This is a genomic window from Pseudomonas putida, from assembly GCF_028682455.1.
GTDB lineage: Bacteria > Pseudomonadota > Gammaproteobacteria > Pseudomonadales > Pseudomonadaceae > Aquipseudomonas > Aquipseudomonas putida_AA.
Genome location: NZ_JANHLD010000002.1, coordinates 438939 through 460329, shown reverse-complemented (window position 1 = coordinate 460329; position 21391 = coordinate 438939). Strand labels below are relative to the sequence as shown.

The 21391-nt window shown below is 63.8% G+C and carries 16 protein-coding genes; 11 read left to right on the top strand and 5 right to left on the bottom strand.

The window, feature by feature from the left end; all coding sequences use genetic code 11:
* Positions 1 to 160 precede the first annotated feature (160 nt).
* The 5 genes from NPS58_RS12845 (at position 161) to NPS58_RS12825 (ending at position 5508) form a co-directional block, all read left to right on the top strand.
* A complete protein-coding gene (locus NPS58_RS12845; protein WP_274115727.1) occupies positions 161 to 1306 on the top strand; it encodes an acyl-CoA dehydrogenase family protein in 1146 nt (381 codons plus the stop codon).
* Positions 1303 to 2073, top strand: a complete 771-nt coding sequence (locus tag NPS58_RS12840) for a 3-ketoacyl-ACP reductase (protein ID WP_274115726.1) — start codon at positions 1303 to 1305, stop codon at positions 2071 to 2073. Before NPS58_RS12845 ends, NPS58_RS12840 begins: the two co-directional genes overlap by 4 nt.
* 15 nt (positions 2074 to 2088) lie before the next feature.
* Positions 2089 to 3264: a dihydrodipicolinate synthase family protein gene (locus tag NPS58_RS12835; protein ID WP_274115725.1), complete on the top strand. Its 1176-nt coding sequence runs from the start codon at positions 2089 to 2091 to the stop codon at positions 3262 to 3264.
* Between the two features lie 64 nt (positions 3265 to 3328).
* Positions 3329 to 4186 carry a sugar phosphate isomerase/epimerase family protein gene (locus tag NPS58_RS12830; RefSeq protein WP_274115724.1) on the top strand — a complete coding sequence of 286 codons (858 nt, stop codon included), beginning with the start codon at positions 3329 to 3331 and terminating at the stop codon, positions 4184 to 4186.
* Positions 4187 to 4230: 44 nt separating this feature from the next.
* Positions 4231 to 5508 (top strand): MFS transporter, encoded by a 1278-nt coding sequence (locus tag NPS58_RS12825; RefSeq protein WP_274115723.1) that lies wholly within the window; start codon positions 4231 to 4233, stop codon positions 5506 to 5508.
* Between the two features lie 184 nt (positions 5509 to 5692).
* On the opposite strand, the gene NPS58_RS12820 is transcribed toward NPS58_RS12825, so the two are convergent.
* The gene (locus tag NPS58_RS12820) at positions 5693 to 6202 is read right to left on the bottom strand and encodes a hypothetical protein (RefSeq protein WP_274115722.1); all 510 of its coding nucleotides are present in this window, start codon (positions 6200 to 6202) and stop codon (positions 5693 to 5695) included.
* A 202-nt stretch (positions 6203 to 6404) separates the two neighbouring features.
* On the opposite strand from NPS58_RS12820, the gene NPS58_RS12815 reads away from it, so the two are divergent.
* From NPS58_RS12815 to NPS58_RS12800, 4 genes are all read left to right on the top strand, one after another.
* On the top strand, positions 6405 to 7403 hold the full coding sequence (locus NPS58_RS12815) for a site-specific integrase (RefSeq protein WP_274115721.1): 999 nt from the start codon (positions 6405 to 6407) through the stop codon (positions 7401 to 7403).
* Between the two features lie 358 nt (positions 7404 to 7761).
* Positions 7762 to 11061, top strand: coding sequence for an Ig-like domain-containing protein (locus tag NPS58_RS12810; protein WP_274116535.1), 3300 nt, complete (start codon positions 7762 to 7764; stop codon positions 11059 to 11061).
* Between the two features lie 58 nt (positions 11062 to 11119).
* Positions 11120 to 12100: an SCO family protein gene (locus NPS58_RS12805; protein WP_274115720.1), complete on the top strand. Its 981-nt coding sequence runs from the start codon at positions 11120 to 11122 to the stop codon at positions 12098 to 12100.
* Positions 12101 to 12134: 34 nt separating this feature from the next.
* Positions 12135 to 12629, top strand: coding sequence for a copper chaperone PCu(A)C (locus NPS58_RS12800; protein WP_274115719.1), 495 nt, complete (start codon positions 12135 to 12137; stop codon positions 12627 to 12629).
* Here the strand turns inward: NPS58_RS12800 and NPS58_RS12795 are convergent.
* The gene (locus NPS58_RS12795; protein WP_274115718.1) at positions 12620 to 13765 is read right to left on the bottom strand and encodes a glycerate kinase; all 1146 of its coding nucleotides are present in this window, start codon (positions 13763 to 13765) and stop codon (positions 12620 to 12622) included. The two genes, NPS58_RS12800 and NPS58_RS12795, sit on opposite strands and share 10 nt — an antisense overlap.
* A gap of 103 nt (positions 13766 to 13868) precedes the next feature.
* Complete coding sequence (locus tag NPS58_RS12790) at positions 13869 to 14969, bottom strand: sugar diacid recognition domain-containing protein (RefSeq protein WP_274115717.1); 1101 nt, start codon at positions 14967 to 14969, stop codon at positions 13869 to 13871.
* A 159-nt stretch (positions 14970 to 15128) separates the two neighbouring features.
* On the opposite strand from NPS58_RS12790, the gene NPS58_RS12785 reads away from it, so the two are divergent.
* On the top strand, positions 15129 to 16463 hold the full coding sequence (locus NPS58_RS12785; protein WP_274115716.1) for an MFS transporter: 1335 nt from the start codon (positions 15129 to 15131) through the stop codon (positions 16461 to 16463).
* A gap of 165 nt (positions 16464 to 16628) precedes the next feature.
* Positions 16629 to 17636 (top strand): aldo/keto reductase, encoded by a 1008-nt coding sequence (locus NPS58_RS12780; RefSeq protein WP_274115715.1) that lies wholly within the window; start codon positions 16629 to 16631, stop codon positions 17634 to 17636.
* Here the strand turns inward: NPS58_RS12780 and nahK are convergent.
* Both nahK and nosP read right to left on the bottom strand, forming a co-directional pair.
* A complete protein-coding gene (gene nahK, locus NPS58_RS12775; RefSeq protein WP_274115714.1) occupies positions 17614 to 20184 on the bottom strand; it encodes a hybrid sensor histidine kinase/response regulator NahK/ErcS' in 2571 nt (856 codons plus the stop codon). The two genes, NPS58_RS12780 and nahK, sit on opposite strands and share 23 nt — an antisense overlap.
* Positions 20114 to 21277: a nitric oxide-sensing protein NosP gene (nosP, locus tag NPS58_RS12770; protein WP_274115713.1), complete on the bottom strand. Its 1164-nt coding sequence runs from the start codon at positions 21275 to 21277 to the stop codon at positions 20114 to 20116. Before nosP ends, nahK begins: the two co-directional genes overlap by 71 nt.
* Positions 21278 to 21391 lie beyond the last annotated feature (114 nt).

The following is a 21391-nucleotide window of genomic DNA, read 5'->3' as shown; positions in this document are numbered from 1 at the left end:
ACGGGTCAAGCCTGGGTTCAAGAGAGTGCTTGACGCCTACCGAAAGGACGCATTAAATAAATAACCAGTTGGTTACTTAAAAACACTTTAGATCAGCCCGAAAAAGAACACAACCCACAGCGCGAGGCTCCCCTCGCCGCCTACAGAAAGGAAAAAAACAATGCAGCTTTCTGAAACCCACCTGCAGATTCAGGACCTTGCACGGCGCTTTGCCGACCAGGCCATCCGCCCGATCGCCGAGCAGCTCGACCATGACGAAAGCTTCCCCGCGCCGCTTTACCGACAAATGGGCGAGCTCGGCCTGTTCGGCATCACCGTGCCCGAGGAGTTGGGAGGTGCAGGCCTCGACACCATCGCCTATGCCCTGGTGATGGAGGAACTATCGCGCGGCTACGCCTCGGTGGCTGACCAGTGCGGCTTGCTGGAGCTGATCGGTACCCTGCTTTCGGTGCACGGCACCGCTGCGCAATGCGAGCGCTACCTGCCCCCGCTGTTGAGTGCTCGACAGCACCCGGCCTATTGCATCACCGAGGCCGAGGCCGGGTCAGACGTGTCGGGCATCCGCACCACCGCGGTACGGACCGATACAGGCTGGCGGCTCAACGGCTCGAAACTATGGATTCACAACGCACCGGTGGCCGACCTGGCCTTTGTGCTGGCGCGCACCGACCCTGCCGCTGGCAAACGCGGCATGAGCATCTTCATTGTCGACTGCCATCTGCCGGGCGTGTCCAAGGGGCCCAAGGAGCACAAGATGGGCCAGCGCGCCTCTCAGGTCGGCGGCCTGACGTTCGACAATGTCGAACTGCCGGCCGATGCCCTGCTGGGCGTCGAAGGCCGGGGCTTTCACATCATGATGAGTGCCCTGGACAAGGGCCGGGTGGGCATCGCGTCGCTGGCTGTCGGAATTGCCCAGGCGGGGTTGGAGGCAGCCCTGGAATACGTGCCGCAACGCAAGCAGTTCGGCAAGCCGATTGCCGACAACCAGGGCCTGCAGTGGATCCTCGCCGACATGGCCAAGGACATTCGTGCCGCGCGCCTGCTGGTGCAAGACGCCGCCGGCCGCCTCGACCGCGCCGACAACGCCACCATCGCCTGCTCGATGGCCAAGTGTTTTGCCGCCGACATCGCCGTTGCCCAGACCGCCAATGCGGTGCAGTTGTTCGGCGGTAGCGGGTTCATCCGCGGCTTTGAGGTCGAGCGCCTGTACCGCGACGCCAAGATCACCCAGATCTACGAAGGCACCAACCAGATCCAGCGCACGATCATTGCCCGCGAGCTGCTCAACCAGGGAGCACGCGCATGACTGCCCGCCCAACCGCACTGGTCACCGGCGCCCGTGCCGGTATCGGCCGGGCCATCGCGGTCGGCCTGGCACAGGCCGGCTTCGATCTGGCGTTGCTTGACCTGCACGCCGACCCGGCCCTGCAAGAGACCGCCGAACTGGCCAGGCAGCTTGGCGCCAAGGCCGCGGTGATTGCCGGTGACATTGCCGCCATCGACCGCCATGACGCGCTGCTGGATGCCGCTGAACAAGCGATCGGGGCGCTGACGTGCCTGGTCAATAACGCCGGGGTGTCGGTGTTGTCACGGGGCGATCTGCTGGAGGTGACACCCGAGAGCTTCGACCGCTGCCAGCAGATCAACAGCCGCGGCACTTTCTTCCTCACCCAGGCCTTCGCCCGCCGCTTGGTCAAGCGCCCGGCCGGCCAGGTGCCGCGCAGCGTCGTCACCATCACCTCGTCCAATGCCCGGGCTGTCTCCGTGCTGCGCGGCGAGTACTGCGTGTCCAAGGCGGCGCTGTCGATGACCTCGCGCCTGTTCGCGGTGCGCCTGGCCGAGGCCGGCATCGGTGTGTACGAGGTACAACCCGGCCTGATCGCCACCGAAATGACCGCGCCGTCAAAAGCCCGCTACGACGCCGAGATCGAACGTGGCCTGACCGCCATCAAGCGCTGGGGGCAACCCGAGGATGTGGCCCGCGTGGTGGTCAGCATGGCGATCGGCGCCCTGCCCTACACCGTTGGCCATGCCGTGCCCGTCGATGGCGGCCTGCTGATTCCCAAGTTCTGATCTGGAGTGCCTCGCATGTCTTTGAACATCAACCTGCCCAGCGCCCAAGCCGGTCATTCATTGCAGCGCTACACCCTGGCCGGCGTACCACTGGCGGCGCCGCAAAGCCCGCTGCCGGCCAATCGCATCGCGCTTTCCGCCGCTCACGTGGTGGCCGATCCATTCAGCGCCACTCCACCCGGTGGCAAGGCTGCGATCGACTGGACGCGCACGCTCGACTATCGCCGCTACCTGCTGCAACAAGGCTTGGGCATCGCCGAGGCGATGGACACCGCCCAGCGCGGCATGGGCCTGGACTGGCCCACGGCGCTCGAACTGATCGAACGTACCCTCAGTGAGACCCGCGACATCCGCCACGCGGTGATTTTCTCTGGCTGTGGCACCGACCAACTGGCAGTGGACGAGGTCCGCACCCTGGATGACGTGGTGCGCGCCTATGCCGAGCAACGCGATGCCATTGCCAAGCTCGATGGGCGGATCATCCTCATGGCCAGCCGGGCCTTGGCCCGCGTGGCGAAAACGCCGTTCGACTACCGCCTGGTGTACCGCAAGGTACTGGCTGAAGCCGACCAGCCGGTGATCCTGCATTGGCTGGGCGACATGTTCGACCCGGCACTCCGGGGATACTGGGGCAGCGAGCGCTTCGAAGAGGCGCTGGATACCTGCCTGGACGTGATCCATGAAAACGTCCACAAGGTGGACGGCATCAAGATTTCCCTGCTCGACAAGGACAAGGAGATCCTCATGCGCCGGCGCCTGCCGAGCTCGGTAAAGATGTACACCGGCGACGACTTCAACTACCCCGAGCTGATTGCAGGCGATGAACAGGGTTACTCCCATGCCCTGCTGGGGATCTTCGATGCCATCGCACCTGCAGCCTCGCAGGCACTGGCAGCCCTGGCACGGGATGATCTGGCCGGGTACCGGCGTCTACTGGAGCCGACCCTGCCCCTGGCACGGCTGATCTTCAGCAGCCCCACCCAGTACTACAAGACCGGGGTGGTGTTCCTTGCCTACCTCAATGGCCACCAGGAGCATTTCATCATGCTCGGTGGTCACCAGGCCCTGCGGCCGCTGCCCTACTTCTGCGAGGTGTTCCGCCTGGCCGACCAGGCCGGGCTGCTGGCCGACCCGGCCCTGGCGGTCGCGCGGATGAAGCGCTTCCTGGCGCTCTACGGCGTCGATGCCTAGCCCCGCTGCGCAGTGCCCCGCCTGGTGGCGCTGCGCGCTCATCCTCTGCCCTGGTGAGTAACCTATGCCTGACTCCACATCGCACCTTCGCCTCGACCACTGTTCGATCAACACCGCGACCCTCGGCCACCGCCTCCCCTTTGCACAAGCGCTGGAGCTGATTGCCCAGGCGGGCTTCGGCTACGTTGCGCCCTGGCGCCGCGACCTGGAGGGCCGGGACCTTGCCCAGGCACGCCGCCAGTTGCGCGATTGCGGCCTCAAGGTCAATGCCTACTGCCGCTCAACCTACCTGCCGGCTACAACGCGCCAGGGCTTCGAGGCTGCCCTGGAAGACAACCGCCGGGCTATTGAAGAAGCCGCCGAACTGCAGGCCGAGTGTTTCATCATGGTCGTCGGCGGCCTGTCCGAAGGCTCCCGCGATCTTCCGGCAGCACGCGCCCAGGTCACCGAGGGGATCGGCTTGCTGCTGGAGCACGCCCGCCGGCACCGGGTCGCCCTGGCCCTGGAACCCTTGCATCCGATGTACGCCGCAGACCGCTCCTGCCTGTCGACGCTGGAACAAGCCCTGGACTTGTGCGAAACCCTGGAACCGGACGGTTTTGATGCACTGGGCGTGGCAATCGATGCCTACCACTGCTGGTGGGATCCCGCGCTTGACCGGCAGGTGCACCGCGCAGGCCAACAGCGCCGCATTCTGGGCCTGCACCTGTCTGACTGGCTGGTGCCCACCCGTGACCTGCTGCTCGACCGCGGCATGATGGGCGATGGCGTCATCGACCTGCGCAGCCTTCGTCAGTCAGTCCAGGCTGCCGGCTACCGGGGGGCAACAGAAGTCGAAATCTTCTCGCGCGACGACTGGTGGCAGCGTGAACCTGATGAGGTACTGCGCACCTGCGCCCGGCGCCTGCAACAACACTGCTGACCCCCCCCTGACTTTCCTACAACAACAAGAATGAGAAAACCGCCATGTCCCGGTATCGCTGGCAGATTTGCGCCCTGTTGTTCTTCGCCACCACCATCAACTACCTGGACCGCCAGGTGCTCGGTCTGTTGAAGCCGCTGCTCGAGCAACAATTCCACTGGAGTGAGACGGACTACAGCTACCTGGTTGTCGTGTTTCAGGCCAGCTATGCCATCGGCTTGCTGGTGTTCGGCAAATTGATCGACCGCTTGGGCACCAAGCTGGGCTATGCCGCCTGCATCGTGGTCTGGAGCCTGGCAGCCATCGGCCATGCGGCGGCGCAATCGACGCTGAGCTTCTTGTTCATGCGGGCCTTGTTGGGCCTGGGTGAGTCCGGCAACTTTCCGGCAGCGATCAAGGCCGTCTCCGAATGGTTTCCACGCAAGGAGCGGGCATTGGCGGTGGGTATCCTGACCTCCGGCACCAGCGTCGGTGCCATCCTGGCGCCTGCGTGCGTGCCTTGGCTGGCGGTCAATTATGGGTGGGAGTCGGCGTTCATCATCACCGGGCTCACCGGTTTCGTCTGGCTGGTGTTCTGGCAGATGCTCTACCGGGCACCGGCCAACCACCCCGGTATCAGCCTCGCCGAGCTTGCCCATATCAACCAGGATGCCCAGGCTGAGCCGCAGGTCAGGATCAAATGGCGTGAGCTGCTGGGGATACGCTCGACCTGGGTGTTTGTGATTGGAAAACTGCTCACCGACCCCATCTGGTGGTTCATGTTGTTCTGGCTGCCCTCCTACTTCTCCAGCCGGTTTGCCCTGGACCTCAAGCACCTGGGCCTGCCGTTGATGATCGTCTACTGCGCAACGTCCATTGGCAGCATCGGTGGCGGGTGGTTGTCGTCACGCATGATCGCCGCGGGCTGCTCGGTCAGAACGGCACGCAGCCGTGCGATGCTGATGATGGCCGTGCTGGCCTTGCCGATCGGGCTCTCGAGTTACGTCGACAACCTGTGGGTCATGGTCGGTTTGTTGAGCCTGGCTGCTGCCGCGCACCAGGGCTGGTCGGCCAATTTGTTCACCACCGTTGCCGACAACTTCCCCCGTTCGCAAGTGGCCTCCGTCATGGGCATCGGCGGTACGGCAGGTTCGGTGGGTGGCATGATCTTCCCGCTGGTTGTCGGCATCGTGCTGGAACATTACAAGGCGCTGGATAATCTGACGCTGGGCTACAACCTGATTTTTATCTTCTGTGCCAGTTCCTACCTGGCCACCTGGATAATCATGCAGGTACTGTCACGTCCTGGTGGGGCACGGGTCCAACACCCCTTGAAGTCCTGACTGGATGATCAACGAGAACAAAGGCATTCAGTCTGTGGCGGGTGCGGCGGCGATACATGAAAGCATCGCCGCCGCACTGGCCTCATCGCTGGCGAGCCAGCTCCCGCAGGGTTGAGGTGTGTACTGGTGGGAGTTGCCCCGCGAGAGGCCGGCAGGTGGGCTGTCCCGGTTAGGCAGCCGTCATTCAGCCGTTGGCGTATCCAAACGTCCGCCCTGCACTTCCGTTGCTTCTGAACAAACCAATGGGAAGCATGTGGTTTATATAGGGTAGAACGTTAGTTCTTTCCAAGTTTGACTCAGGCCTGTAATGCCCGCTGCCATTGTTCCAGGCTATTAGATGGCCGCGCTCGAAAATCATCTCTCCCGCAAAATGCACGCTCCCCACGAATTGCCGCCCGTTACGATGTTCTCGACTCAACGATGTATGTCCACCCACCGAACCAATTTTGGCGCAGACTATCCTCCAGGGCTCCCACGAACGAATAACGAAGATGTAGACACCGTCAGCCGATTTCATTTTCCCCAGTAGTGGGCTGTGGATGAAATATCGATCGCCGTGCTTGCGAAGCTCATGAATATCTATTTCCGACGCTGGCGCCTGATAAAGGTCATGCTTGACCAGTATCTGAACAATCTGAGATCGGTGTCGCAAGACCGAGTCAACTTGACGTACCACTTCAGGATTGAATGGCATTATTTTTTCCTTGATGTTTTCTATCTAAAAAATGCGTGAAATAAACATACATATTTCAATTGTCGACTGTGCCACTTGGCTATCTCGAAATTGTGAGTACACCGGTTATCGATTACAAGTCGCTACACTTAGGAACGCTCTGAAATTGACTGCTTGATTTGTAAAAAGTACCACTAAACACACACTGTAGGAGCGCGGTACAATGCGCGCCTTGCACACCACCTTCAAAAGGCCGGCAATGAATACCATCGAGCGTTACCTGCAGGCCGCCACCCGGGACAATACCCGGCGCAGCTACCAGGCCGCAGTGGAGCACTTCGAAGTGAGTTGGGGCGGGTTCTTGCCGGCCACCGCCGACAGCATTGCCCGCTACCTGGCAGACCACGCCTCGAGTCATTCGATCAACACCCTCAAGCAGCGCCTGGCAGCACTGGGTCAATGGCATGTCAGCCAGGGTTTCCCCGACCCCACCAAGGCACCGATAGTGCGCCAGGTACTCAAGGGCATTCGCACCCTGCACCCCGCCGAACCCCGCCAGGCCGCCGCTCTGCAAATCCAGCACCTGCAACAGGCCGTCGCCGTGCTGGAAACCGAGGCCCGCCAGGCCCGGGAACAGCAAGCGTTGCCTGCGCTGCTTCGCGCGCGGCGCGATGTGGCGCTGTTGCTGATCGGTTTTTGGCGCGGGTTTCGCGGCGATGAACTGGCGCGCTTGCAGGTGGAGCACATCCAGGCCGAGGCCGGTCGGGGCATGTCCATCTACCTGCCGCGCAGCAAGGGCGACCGTCAGGCCCTGGGGGTGCGTCACCAGGCCCCGGCCCTGAAAGTGCTGTGCCCAGTACAGGCCTACCTGCAATGGATCGAAGTGGCAGGCATCGCCCGGGGCCCGGTGTTTCGCAAACTCGACCGCTGGGGCAACCTCGGCGAGCAGCCACTCAACAGCAACAGCCTGATCGCCCTGCTGCGGCGCATTCTTGAACGCGGTGGCGTGCCTGCTTCCTTATATACCAGCCACTCCTTGCGCCGGGGCTTTGCCACCTGGGCCACCAGTAATGGCTGGGAGCTCAAGGCACTGATGAATCACGTGGGCTGGAAGGACGCCAAGTCGGCCTTGCGCTACATCGATGCCTCGGCGTCGTTCGGTGAACTGGCCGTGCTCGAAGGAACCACCCTGGCCCTCCCCGGGGCCGTCGACCTACCCTGATAACCCTTCGCCAGCACAATCGGGGAAAGTTGGATCCCACATTAGGGGAAATACCCCCACCCTAATAATTACTGCGCTATCGATTGCCCCTGCGCAGCAGTCAAGCCATTGAATAAAATGCGCTTTTTAGGCACGTCCCGGCTCATCTGGCGGTTGGCTCAACTTTTGCGTCAAGCCCAAGGCAAGTGGCCAATGGCTATTTCCTCGGGCTGGCCTGAAGCAGCCCACGGTACGGATCGGGGTAAGCGCTATGCATCATTTCTCAAAGCGTCGTTCATCGCTGTTCATTTTCAGGCAACCAGGCGTACTGCCGGTGCTGCTGGGTACCTTCAGCGCCGTCACCGCCAACGCGGTCCCCATGGACGATGTAAGCCCGCCCTCACCCACCGACCCGTCGGCCTATACCCAGCCACGCACCGACGTCCAGGCCGCACTCGATGAACTCAAGCTGTTGCCCGAAGGCAACCACGGCTCCTTGGCCCTGCCCAATGGTGCATGGGGCGACAGGAACACCCCGCGCACAGAAAACGCGCTGCCGCCGTCGCAGCAAACCTCGTTCAACTATCCCACCAACGGCAAGGCAAGCCCGCTGTTCGGCGCCCAGCCCTTTACCCAGCAAATGTTGCTGTACGAAGAATTCGGTACCGAAAAGCTCGACCCCACTGCCGAAGCTGGCAAGCTGCCCTTTCCGCCCCCCACCCTGGGGGCCGGCCCCGAGCAGGACCCCAACAGCGTTGCCCGCAGCGGGCCTGCAAGCCCTGCGCTGGAAGCGTTCCTGCGCCAGCCGGGGCTGTACCCTTTCCCGACCCAGTACTCCAACGTGCTGGACCGCAACCCCTGGAAAGCGCAGATCGAAACCTTCCTCAACCGCCAGCCGGTCGGTTCGCCTGCCGAAGGGCGGCCACCAGGAAAAGGTTGGTCGCACCAACGCTGGAACGAGTTCTACCCGCAGGCATCGGTGAAGACGGCGCAAATTGGCGCACGGGTGAACCGCGGCCTGCGCGACAGCAAGCAGATGCACGGCTACAGCAAAGGCGAGTTCGGCCCTGATGGCCTCTACAACAATACTGCCGGCGTCACCACTACCAAGGGCTCTACCAAGGGCATCGAGATTCGCTTTCACCCCAACATGCCGGTCCAGGACCACAAGAACCTGTGGACCTTCGACGGCACCCTGCCGCCCAAGCTGCTGATGGTGCGCTATGGCCAGCCGGTGCTGATGCGCCACTACAACGGCCTGCCGATCGATCCGGCGGCCAACGGTGGTTTCGGCCTGCACACCCTCAGTACCCACGAGCACAACGGCCACTCCCCGGCCGAGAGCGACGGCTACGCCAACGCGTTCTTTTTTCCCGGCCAGTACTACGACTACCGCTGGCCCGTGCAACTGGCCGGCTACGACACCATCAACACCGAGGCCAAGGACCCCCGCGCAGCCTTCCCCTGCGCTCCCGGGGAAACACTCTGGGTCAACGACTCGAGCCCCGGCCTCAAAACCTGCGAGAACGGCAGCATCAAGATTCGTGGCGACTGGCGCGAGACCATGAGTACGCACTGGTTCCACGACCACATGCTCGACTTCACCGCCCACAACGTCTACAAGGGCAACGCGGCGATGATGAACTACTACAGTGCCATCGATCGCGGCAACGAGACCTTCGAGGACGGCGTCAACCTGCGCCTGCCCAGCGGTTCGGCCCTGCCCTGGGGGAACCGCGACTATGACGTCAACCTGACCTTCGCCGACAAGGCCTGGGATCAGAGCGGCCAGCTGTGGTTCAACCCGTTCAACATCGACGGCTTCATCGGTGACCAGATGATGGTCAACTGGCTCTACAAACCCTACTTCGACGTGCGCGCGCGCAGCTATCGCTTTCGCATCCTCAATGGCTCGGTGTCGCGCTACATGAAGATCGCCGTGGTGCGCGAAGTCCAGGGCAACGGCGGCGAGTTCCGCGGACCGCAGGGCTCCGGCGTCTCGTATGTGCGGGTGCCGTTCCACATGATCGCCAACGACGGCAACCTCATGGAGCACGCGATTCCATTCGACGGCAGCATGGACCTCAATGGCAATGGCGACCTCAAGGACGACAACGGCATCCTGCCGACCATGGCCATTGCCGAGCGCTACGACATCATCATCAACTTCAGCAAGAACGGGATCAAAGCCGGCGACAAGATCTTCTTCGTCAATCTCATGGAGCATGACACCGGCAAGGGCCCGAGCAAGGAGGCGGTGTCGCTGGCCGACGTGCTGTCCGAGAAGTACAAGGCGGTGATCGATCAAACCAGCAAAGGCCCGCGGTGGCGCGATGGCGACCCGGTGGTGGGCAAGTTCCTGCAACTCAACGTCAAGGCCTACAGCGGCCAGGACACCAGCATGGACCCGGTCGCCTACGAGCCGGCCAAGCCGGGCAAGCCTGCCGGCAAAACCATGATCCCGCTGACCATCCAGCGCGACGACCCAGCCATGCAGGCCAAGCTCAAGCTCGCACGGCACCGCAGCTCCGAGTTCGGTCGCTCCGATGGCACCGACACCGCCCCCTGGACCATCAAGACCGACGGCGGCTTCGGCTACTCCATGGACCCCCGGCGTATTACCGCCGCCCCGCAACTGGCCAACGGCCCCACCGATGCCGGCTACGGCGGTGACGGCACCCTTGAGGTGTGGAAAATCAAGAACGGCGGCAATGGCTGGAGCCACCCGGTGCATGTGCACTTTGAAGAAGGGGTGATCCTCAACCGCGACGGCAAGGCGCCGCCTGAATGGGAAAAATGGGCGCGCAAGGACCTCTACCGCGTAGGCCCCGAGGTGGACAGCTCCGAGGAAGTCGAAATGGCCATTCGCTTTCGCGAGTTCGCCGGGACCTTCATGGAGCATTGCCACAACACCCAGCACGAAGACAACTCCATGCTGCTGCGCTTCGATCTCGAGCACCCGGGGCAACTGCAATTGATGCCTTCGCCCATGCCCACCTGGGACGGTGTCGAATTCATCGCCTCCGCCGCGCTGCCGTCGTTCCGTGACAAGGACGATGACACCGAGGGCCCCGATGACGACAAGCCCAACCAACTGCCCGTGGCGGTCAACGACAGTGGCGCCACCAAGGCCGGCACGCCGATTACCCTCAACGTGCTGGCCAACGACAGCGACCCGGATGGTGACCTGCCACTGGCGGTGGTCAGCCTGGAGCAACCAGACTCGGGCACCGGCAGTGTCGGTACCGACGGCACCCGGGTGACCTTTACCCCGCCTGCAACGGTTGCCGACGCCTACACCGCGACCTTCGAATACAAGGTCAAGGATGCCCGCGGCGCCATTTCCAAGCTGCCGGGCCAGGTCAGCGTCGCGGTCACACCGGCGCCTGTGGAGGTCGACCAGAACATCAAGGTCACCAGTGCCAAGGCCACGGTTCGCAGTGGCGACCGCTACACCTGGGACCTGATGGGCACCAGCGCGTTGAAGATCGGCGACACCCTGACCATCACCGCCGCGACCGTGAACGGCCCATTGAACCTGGGTACCGCATCGGTGCTTGTCGGCGGCACCTGGCGGCTATCGGCCAATACCACCGGGAGCGCACCCTCGCAACCGGCGACCGTGACGATCAAGCCCGCCAGCGGCAAGGCTGTCACGGCGCCAGTCACGGTACGTTGAAACCGCCCCGCGCTCCCGTTCGGCACGCCGGGCGGGAGCGCTCGAGGAGACCAAGAACATGGGCAGGACAATCGCTACAACGCTGCGCCGCGTGTTGCTGCTGACACTGTGCAGCGTGCAGTGGGCATGGGCACAGGCCCCCGAGAGCGATCCCGGGCAACACTGGGGCGAGAACTACTTTCCCAACACCGCCCTGATCAATCAGGACGGCCAATCCGTGCGTTTCTTCGACGACCTGATCAAGGACAGGGTGGTGGCGATCAACTTCATCTTCACTTCCTGTACCGATTCCTGCCCCCTGGAAACCGCACGCCTGCGCCAGGTGCAAAAGCTGTTGGGCGAGCGTGTGGGGCGCGATGTGTTCTTCTATTCGATCAGCATCGACCCTGAGACCGACACGCCCGAGACCCTCAGGCAATACGCCGAAAAATTCCAGGTGGGACCCGGCTGGCAGTTCCTCACCGGCCGCAAGGACGAAATCACCCAGTTGCGCCAATCGCTGGGGTTGTTCATCAAGGGGGTGGACGATGGCAACACCAAGGACCACAACCTGAGCCTGATCATCGGCAACCAGGCCACTGGCCGCTGGATGAAAGCCTCGCCGTTCGAGAACCCCTACGTGTTGGCCGATCGCCTGGGCAAGAGCCTGCACAACTGGAAGCTGGCCAGCACCCAGACCAACGATCATGCCCAGGCGCCGACCGTACGCCCGCCCAGCGCCGGCGAGCAGATCTACCGCACGCGCTGCTCCTCCTGCCACACCCTGGGCGACACCCAGCATGCCGGTATGCGCAGCATCGGCCCGGACCTGCTGGGGGTGAACCGCCAGCGCGACCCGACCTGGCTCAAGCGCTGGCTCAAGGAGCCCGATGTGATGCTGGCCGAGAAAGACCCGCTGGCCATCGCCCTGTATGAGCAATACAACCGCCTGGCGATGCCCAACCTGCGCCTGGGCGAGCTGGAGATTGCTGCCGTGCTGGGCTACCTGGAAGAAGAAACCGACCGTTTGCAGCCTGTTCAGCAGGCACGTGCCCAATAGCCCCAACCAAGCCGCTGACCACAAGGAGCTGGCAATGAACATTCGCATGATCGGGCTGAGCGCCCTGATGCTGTGCGCCGTACCGGCCCTGGCCCAGGAGTACAGGACCGGCGATTTGCTGATCGAGCAACCCTGGTCGCGGGAGTTGCCTGCCGGGCTACCCGGTGGCGCGGCCTACTTCACCGTGCACAATACTGGCAGCCAGGCCGACCAATTGGTCGGCGCCAGTAGCCCGCGTGCGCAAAGGTCGATGATCCATGCGCAGTCTTCCAGCGATGGCCTGATGCCGATGCAACACGCCCAGGCCTTGGCGATTCCCGCCCATGGCGAAGTGACCTTCCAGCCCGGTGCCAACCATGTGATGTTGTCGGGCATGGAGCAGCCGCTCAAAGCCGGCGAACAGTTCCCGCTGACGCTGGAGTTCGAGAAAGCCGGCAAGGTCGAGGTGCTGGTAAGCGTGCAGCCGGCCGATACCCAGGCCAGCCACCATGACCATGCCGGTCACGGTGGCGGCATGGCTCAGCCTTGAAGGGTGCCCGCGCAGCGCCACAGGCGGGCGATGTCCCGAGCCCGCGCCTGCAGTAGCGGCGCCGCCTGGGCGCAGGCCTGCTCAAGGCTCATCGGGCCGCTGGTCAGGGCAAAGGCGGCGTCGATGCCGTGGGCATAGAGCTGCTCATAGCCTTCACCGAGAGTCCCGGCGATCACCACCACCGGCACCGTGTGACGCCGCGCCACACGGGCAACACCGAACGGCGTTTTGCCGCGCAGGGTCTGCGCATCGAAACGCCCCTCGCCGGTGATCACCAGGTCCGCGCCCTGCACCGCCTGCTCCAACCCGGCCAGCTCGGCGACCACCTCGATGCCCGGGCGGAACGCCGCCTGCAGGAAGGCCTTGGCGGCAAAGCCCATGCCCCCGGCGGCGCCGCAACCAGGGAAGTCACGCACGTCTTGTCCCAGCCACTGCGCGCAATGGTCGGCAAAATGCCCCAAGGCCTGGTCCAGTGCCTGCACCTGCTCGGCGCTGGCGCCCTTTTGCGGGCCGAAAATGGCCGATGCACCGTTAGGCCCGCACAACGGGTTGTCGACGTCGGCGGCCACTTCCACCTGGACCCGAGCCAGGCGCGGGTCCAGCCCACTGGCATCCAGGCACGCCATGTGCGCCAGCGCCAGGCCGCCTTCGGCCAGCTCCTGGCCCTGGGCATCGAACATCCGCACCCCCAGCGCGCGCAGCATGCCGCTGCCGGCATCGTTGGTGGCGCTGCCGCCGATGGCGAGGATGATCCGCTGGGCGCCGGCGTCGAGCGCGGCGCCGATCAACTGGCCAGTACCGAAGGTGCTGCTGCGGCAGGCATCGCGTTGCGCCAGGCCCAGCAACTGCAGGCCGCTGGCCTGGGCCATCTCGATGATTGCGGTGCGGCTGTCCGCCAGCCAGCCCCAGCCGGCCTGCACCGGTTCGGCCAACGGCCCGCAGACCTGTTCACTGCGCAGCTCACCTGCGCAGGCGGCAACGATGGCCTCCATGGTGCCTTCCCCACCGTCGGCCATCGGGCACTTCACCAGTTGCGCGCCAGGCCATACCTGCGCCAGGCCCAGGGCAATGGCATCGGCCACCCCTTCGGCGCTGAGGCTGTCCTTGAACGAGTCGGGGGCGATGACGATTTTCATTGTGATTCTCCTGCTCCAGATCGCTGCATGCTGACAGTTGGGCCGCTGGCAAGCCTCGGTCGGATGCACAAAGGCAGCGATCAAGCTTTGGTCACTTCGCCAATCAGCTGTCGGCGGGCAGCAATTGCAGGCCAAGGTACAGGCTGAGCAGCCCCTCGAGGCGCAGCGGATCGACCTCGCTCAGCTCGGCGATACGCTCCAGGCGATAGCGCAGGCTGTTGCGGTGGATGCCCAGGGCATCGGCGCAGGCCTGGCTCTGGCCATCGTGGTTGCACCAGGCACGCAAGGTTGCCAGCAATTGGCCGCTGTTGTCCTTGGCGCGAATGCGTTGCAACGGTTCAAGCAGTTCATCCAGGGTGTCGTCGTTGCGATGGCGCCACAGCAGCGCCGGCAGGCGATAGCGCGACAGGGTCAGGATGCGCTCGGCGGGCAACACCTCGCGCCCGTAGGCTTGCAGGTCGCGGACCCGGCGGTAGCCCCGGCGCAGTTGTTCCGGGCTGTGCGCCGCGCCGCCACAGGCCAGGCGCTGCACATCCCAACCATGACGCTGCAGTTTTTCCAGCAAGCGCGACTCGTCCAGGGCCACGCTGGCAGGCCTGCACCAGAGCAGCGATTGGCGGGCCGGGCTGACGCACCAGCTGTCCGGGTAGCGGCTCATCAACCAGCTGGCCAGCGTCTCGGCACCGGGGCCGGTCGCCAGTTCGAACAGGCAGGGAATGCGCGGCAACTGTGGCTTGAGTCCCAGTTGCCGGGCTTCATCCACCAGCCGTGGCGAGTCTCCGGTACCGCCCAGCAGCAACGCCAGCAAATCATCGCAGCGTTGCCGTCGCCATTGCTGCTCGACTTGCAGGTGTCGTTGGGCCAGGAGCATTTCGGCAGTCATGCGTACCAGTTCGGCGTAGGTGCGCAACTGTTGCGGGTCGCCGGTCAGGCCGAGCACGCCGATCAGCCGACCATCGAGCAGCAGCGGCAGGTTGACCCCCGGCTGAACACCCTTCAGGCACTTGGCGGCTTCGACATCCAGCTCGACGATCCGGCCATTGGCCAATACCAGCTGCGCCCCTTCATGCCGGGTGTTGATACGCTCCGGCTCGCCACTGCCCAGAATCAGGCCCTGGCTGTCCATGACGTTGACGTTGCAGGGCAAAATGGCCATCGCCCGATCGACGATATCTTGCGCCAGGTCATGGTCCAGTTCGAACATGGGAGGATCCTTGTTGTCGCAATGATTGGTCCGCGGCACAGCAGGCCGCTGAAAATGCTGTGCAAAAGCACAAAGACAGCCACGGTCCGCTCACCGAGACTCATCGCAGGCCGCCTCGACGAAGGCTGCTGCGATAAACATAACAACAGAGAGCAAATCATGTCATACAGCCCTGCCCCTGACCAAGGCCAAGACGACACCCGCAATGCGCTGTATCGGCGCATCACCCTGCGGCTGATTCCGTTCATTTTCATCTGCTACCTGTTCAACTACCTGGACCGGGTCAACGTTGGCTTTGCCAAATTGCAGATGCTCGACGCGCTGAAGTTCAGTGAAACCATTTATGGCCTCGGCGCCGGTATCTTCTTCATCGGCTACGTGCTGTGCGGCCTGCCCAGCAACCTGGCGCTCAACCGCTTCGGCCCGCGGCGCTGGATCGCGCTGATGATGATCGCCTGGGGCACGTTGTCGACGTGCCTGTTGTTCGTCACCACGCCCATGGAGTTCTACGTGCTGCGCCTGTTTACCGGTGCGGCAGAAGCGGGCTTCTTCCCCGGCATCGTGCTGTACCTCTCGCGCTGGTTCCCGGCCACCCGCCGTGGGCGGATCATGGCCCTGTTCATGTCGGCGATCCCGGTCTCCGGGCTGTTGGGCGGGCCGTTCTCCGGCTGGATCCTCAACCACTTCGCCGCCGGCCAGCATGGCCTGGCGGGCTGGCAGTGGATGTTCCTGATCCAGGGCCTGCCGACCGTGCTGCTGGGCTTCATGGCGGTTTTCTTGCTCAGCGATGGCTATGCCACGGCCAAATGGCTGAGCCCGGCCGAGCGCGAGATGATCAAGCATGACCTGGCGATCGATGCCGCCAGCAAACCGGTGACCACCAGCGAAAGCGTACTGTCGGTATTCACCAACCCGCTGATCTGGACCTTCGGCTTCATTTATTTCTGCATCCAGAGCGGCGTGTATGCGATCAACTTCTGGCTGCCTTCGATCATCAAGAGCCTGGGCTTCAGCGATGCCCTGCTGATCGGCTGGTTGAGCGCCATTCCCTACTTGCTGGCCGGGGTATTCATGCTGCTGGTGGGCCGTTCGGCAGACTTGCGCAACGAGCGTCGCTGGCACTTGGTGGTGCCGATGCTGATGGGCGCCGCAGGCTTGCTGATTGCAGTCAACTTCGCCCACAGCCCGGCCATCGCCATCGTCGGCCTGAGCATCGCCACTATGGGCGCCCTCACCGGCCTGCCGATGTTCTGGCCGATGCCTACCGCCCTGCTCAGCGCCGGGACTGCGGTGGCGGGCCTGGCGATCATCAACTCGGTAGGCCAGATGGCCGGCTTCCTGAGCCCTTACCTGGTGGGCTTCATCAAGGACCAGACCGGCTCGACCGATGCGGCATTGTACTCGCTGGCGGGGTTGATCGTGGTGGGTAGCCTGGTGGCGTTGCGCGTCTCGCGAGCGCGCACGAGCGCTACCGCAGCCGAACAAGCCCGCTGACGGCATGTAGGAGTGGGCTTGCCCCGCGAATAGACCGGTACATCCAGCAAATTGGCTGATACCTGGTGTACCGATCGTGGGGCGAGTCCGCTCCTACATGGCTTTTAATCACTGCCATACCTGTGTAAAAGAGATCGGATCGATACCGCCAAGGGATACGCGATCATGATCTACCGTCCACTGGGCCGCAGCGGCCTGCAGGTGTCTGCCCTGACCCTGGGCAGCATGATGTTCGGCGAACAGACCAGCACCGACGATTCGCTGCATATCATCGACAAGGCCTGGGACCAGGGCATCAATTTCATCGACACCGCCGACGTCTACAACGGCGGGCGCAGCGAGGAAATCGTCGGTGAGGCGATCGCCCGCAACCGTCATGACTGGATACTGGCCAGTAAAGTCGGCTTCGGTGCAACCGAGGGTATCCCCAACCGCACCGGCCTCAACCGCAAGCACCTGTTCAACGCTATCGAGGCGAGCCTGACGCGCCTGGGCACCGACTACCTGGATATCTATTACCTGCACCGTGAAGACCACGGCACCCCGCTGGAAGTCACCGTCACCGCCATCGGCGACCTGCTGCGCCAGGGCAAGATCCGCCACTGGGGCGTCTCGAATTTCCGCGGCTGGCGCATCGCCGAGATCTGCAATGTGGCCGAGCGCCTGGGGGTCGCCAAGCCGGTGGTCAGCCAGCCGCTGTACAACATCGTCAACCGCCAGGCCGAGCCCGAGCAGTTGCAGGCGGCCGCCTTCCACGGCCTCGGCATCGTGCCCTTCAGCCCCCTGGCCCGGGGCGTTCTGAGCGGCAAGTACGCGCCCGACAGCGTGCCGGACGCCAACAGCCGTGCAGGTCGCCAAGACAAGCGCATCCTGGAAACCGAATGGCGGCCCGAGTCGCTGGCCATCGCCCAGAAGATCCACGCCTACACCCAGGAAAAAGGCGTGGGCATGGTCGAGTTCGCCATTGCCTGGGTGCTCAACAACCAGCTGGTCAGCTCGGCCATCGTCGGCCCGCGCACCCAAGCCCAATGGGACACCTACAGCGGTGCGTTGCAGGTGAAGATCAGCGCCGAAGACGAAGCCTTCATCGACTCGCTGGTGACTCCGGGCCACGCCTCCACCCACGGCTACAACGATGTCGCCCATTTTGTCAGCGGGCGCCTGCCGCGCTGAGTTCACAGCCGATCAGGTGGCTGATGGCAGCCTTGAGCTTCATCGGTCGCACAGGCTTGTGCAGCAAGGTGTGCCCCCGCTCGCGCACCTGCTGCTTGAGTTCATTGCTGTAGTTGGCGGTGATCATCAATGCCGGTAGCGGTGTGCGGCGCTGGGCGTTGATCGCCGACACCGCATCGATGCCATTACGCCCGCCGTCCAGGTGATAGTCGGCGATCAGCAGGTCGGCCGCCGCCGTGTTGATCGCCACCTGCCGGGCCAGGTCCTGCTCGCTCAGGGCGACCACCACCTCGCAGCCCCATTGCTCCAGCAGCGTCGCCATCGCCGTACAGATCGCCTTGTCGTTGTCCAGCACCCAGATCCTCGCGCCCAGCAGCCGCTCGCCTGGCGGCTCGTTCCGCGTCGCCGCATGCACCGCCCGGACTACCTGGCGGCTGCACGGCACCTCCAAAGCAAACACTGAACCCTTGCCCGGAACCGAGCGCAGTTGCAGGCGGTGGCCGAGTATCCCGGCAATTTTCTCGACAATGGCCAGGCCCAGCCCCAGGCCACGGTCCTGGTCGGGGCGCTGCACATCACCACGCTTGAATTCCTGGAAAATCTCTTCGCGCTTGTCCTCGGCGATACCGATGCCGGTGTCCCAGACCTCGATCCATACCCGCCCTGCGCGTCGCCGACAGCCCAGCAGCACGCGCCCGCTCGGGGTATAGCGGATGGCATTGCTCAACAGGTTGCGCAGGATCCGCGCCAGCAGCTGGACATCGCTGCGCACATACAGGCTGCAGGGGCGATAGGCCAGGCGCAGGCCTTCGTTACTGGCAGCATGAGCGAATTCGGTGGCCAGGTTATCGAGCAAGTCCCCCAGGGCAAAGGTGGCCATGTCGGCCTTGATCACCCCGGCATCCAACTTGGAGATATCGACCAGGGTACCCAGCAGGCTTTCGACATCATCCAGCGAGTGGCTGACGCTGCGCACCAGCCCGGGGTTGGCGCTCTGCTGTTCAAGCAAGGCACTGGTGAACAGCCGCGCGGCGTTCAGCGGTTGCAGCAGGTCATGGCTCACGGCGGCGAGGAACTTGGTCTTGGACAGGTTGGCCTGCTCGGCCTCCTGCTTGGCGCGGGTCAGCTCGGCGGTGCGTTCGCGCACTCGCACCTCGAGGTTCTGGTAGGCCTGGTGCAGGGCTTCGGCGGTGCGCCGGCGCTCGGTGATGTCGCGAATGAGCACGAAGATCCCGACCACCTCGCCACTGGCGGCGCGGTTGGGCACATAAGAGCGCAGCATGTAGCGCTCCTGGCCGTTGACGTGGGTCTCGGCGCATTCGAACGTCACGCTCTCGCCACCCAGCGCGCGGGCAATGTAGCCTTCCAGGCGCTGGTAATGCTCGGGGCTGTGCACCTCACGCAGGTTCTGACCCAGCATCACCCCACGCGGCCAGCAGTACCACTGCTCGTACACCTGGTTGGTGAACTCATAGACCAGCTCGGCATTGAGGTAGGCGATCAGCGCCGGCACATGGTCGGTGATCAGGCGTATCCAGCGCTCGCTCTCGCTCAGGGCCTCGGCATGCAAGTAGCGTTCGGTGATGTCGGTGAAGGTGTTGACGAAGCCGCCGGTAGGCAGCGGATGGGTGCGGATCTCCAGCATGCGCCCGTCATACAGGCGCTGCTCCCGCTCATGGATACAGCGGCCGTTGTCGTCGCGGCTGTCGGGCGTCAACAAGGCCAGCTCGCTGTCGGCGATCACTTCGGCAAAGGGCCTGTGGGCAGCAATCGGTGCCAGGCCGCTGAGTTCGAGAAATCGCCGGTTCCACAGCTCCAGCACGCCCTCGGCGTTGACCATCGCCACCCCCTGGGACAAATTGTCGACCGCGCGTTGCAGCAGGTGGGACTTTTGCGCCACCGCCAGCTCGCGGCGGCGGGTTTCACTGTGCTTGAGCTCGGTGATATCGGTGAACAGCATGACCCGCCCGCCGTCGCGGGTCGGCCGTTCACTGACCTGCAACCAGCGCCCGCTGTGCAGGCGGTACACCCAGTGATCGTCGCTGGCGCCGCGCTGCTCTTCATTGAACAGCCCGGTGCTGTACATCAGGCGCTTGACTTCGGCCAGGCGCATGCCGCTGATGATGCGGATCCGGCTGTTGGCCCAGAACGCCTTGAAGCGGCTGTTGAACAGCACGATGCGCAAGTCCGGGTCGAACAGTACGAAGGCATCGGAAATACTCTCGATGGCATCGACCAGGTGCTGGTGCGCGGTCTCGGCGCGCAGCCGGGCGTCGCTGAGCAAGTGGTTGCTGGCCTTGAGCTCGACCAGGGTCTGGTTCAAGGCATCGGTGCGCTCGCGCACCTGCTCGGCCAGCACCACCGAATGCTGGAAGGCGGCGTAGGCGTCATCGGGGCGCGCCCCGGACTCCAGGCGTTCGATCAGCGCAGCATTGATGCGCTGCAGCTTGTGGTTGGCGCGGCGCAGTGCCTCGAGTTCAAGGCTCGAGGCGCTGGCGTGGCCGTCCAATGGCAACGCCGGTGAAAGTCTGGTTGATGTGCGTGCCATTGAACTGTTCCCCGTAGGAGTTGAAACCCAGCACCTGCTGGCTGCGCAAGTAGGTGCCGACCGCGGCCAGGTTGTCGCTGCCTTCGAGCTCCAGGCGGCGCAAGAAGCAGTCGCAACCGATGGTCACCAGCAAGGGCCCCAGGCGTTGCTGCAGACCGTCGAAAAGGTTGCGCAGGTTCGCCAGCATCGGCCCCGGGCGCATGGCGGTGAGCACGATGCCGTTTTCCACGGCGCAATAGAAACTCAGGCTCAGGTCGTCGTGCACCTGCTGGATCGCCCGAACGTAGTAGCGATCGTTAAGCCGGACCGCCAAGGGATGCGCGGCGAATACCCGATGGTCCAGTTCGGCCACCGCAATGCCGATCAATCGGGCGTATTCCTCGGCAGCCGGCTCCGCATTGAGCTCGTGCACGCGACGCAGTTGGCGATCGGCCCGGGTGACCACCAGCTTCTCGTCCCGTGGCTCCAAGTGGTGGGTGGTGAACACTTCGAAATCCAGCCCGGTGTTGACCAGCAACACCACGGCCGCCCCGTTGTGGAAGGCGCCCTCGAAATACACATGGGTATGGCTCAACTGGTTGTCGTCACCGGCCGAGCCACCGAAGTGCGGAATGTCTCCCAACGCGGCGCTGAGGGCGGCGAGCACGGTTTCTTCGCGGCTCGACAGCCCGTCGAGCAGGGTCAGGGCGAAGCTGTGGCCCTTGATGGGCGCCAGGCTGTTGCTACGACAGCCAGTCACCAGGCGCTCGACCATGGCCTGGGCCTGGAACAGGCTGAACTGTTCCATGGCGTCGATACGTTCGGCAGCAATGGAAAACTGCCGGTGATCGAACCCCAGGGCGGTCACGCAGCCCCGGCCATAGCCTTGGGGGGTGATCTCGCCGGCACTGGTGCAACCGGCCAGGCGAATACCGCCGAAGCTTTGCTGCAGCGCCACGGCCAGGGCTGGCAGGTCGTAGCTGGCCGAGCAGAAGAACAACACGAATCCCAGGTGCGGGTGCAGCAACTGGGTGGCCAGCTCCTGGGCTACTTGCTCTGCGGCGCTGGCGCGCGAGACTGCGCTGATCACGCCTTCGCTGGAAAATGACTGCATGGCGACGGGCTCCGCCCTGGAAGATGCAGGCAGTCTAGGGCGCCATGCAAATGGGCCGAATGCTACTTGGGTAGCGGGTCGGGGTGTCGTTGGTAGGAGCGGGCTTGCCCCGCG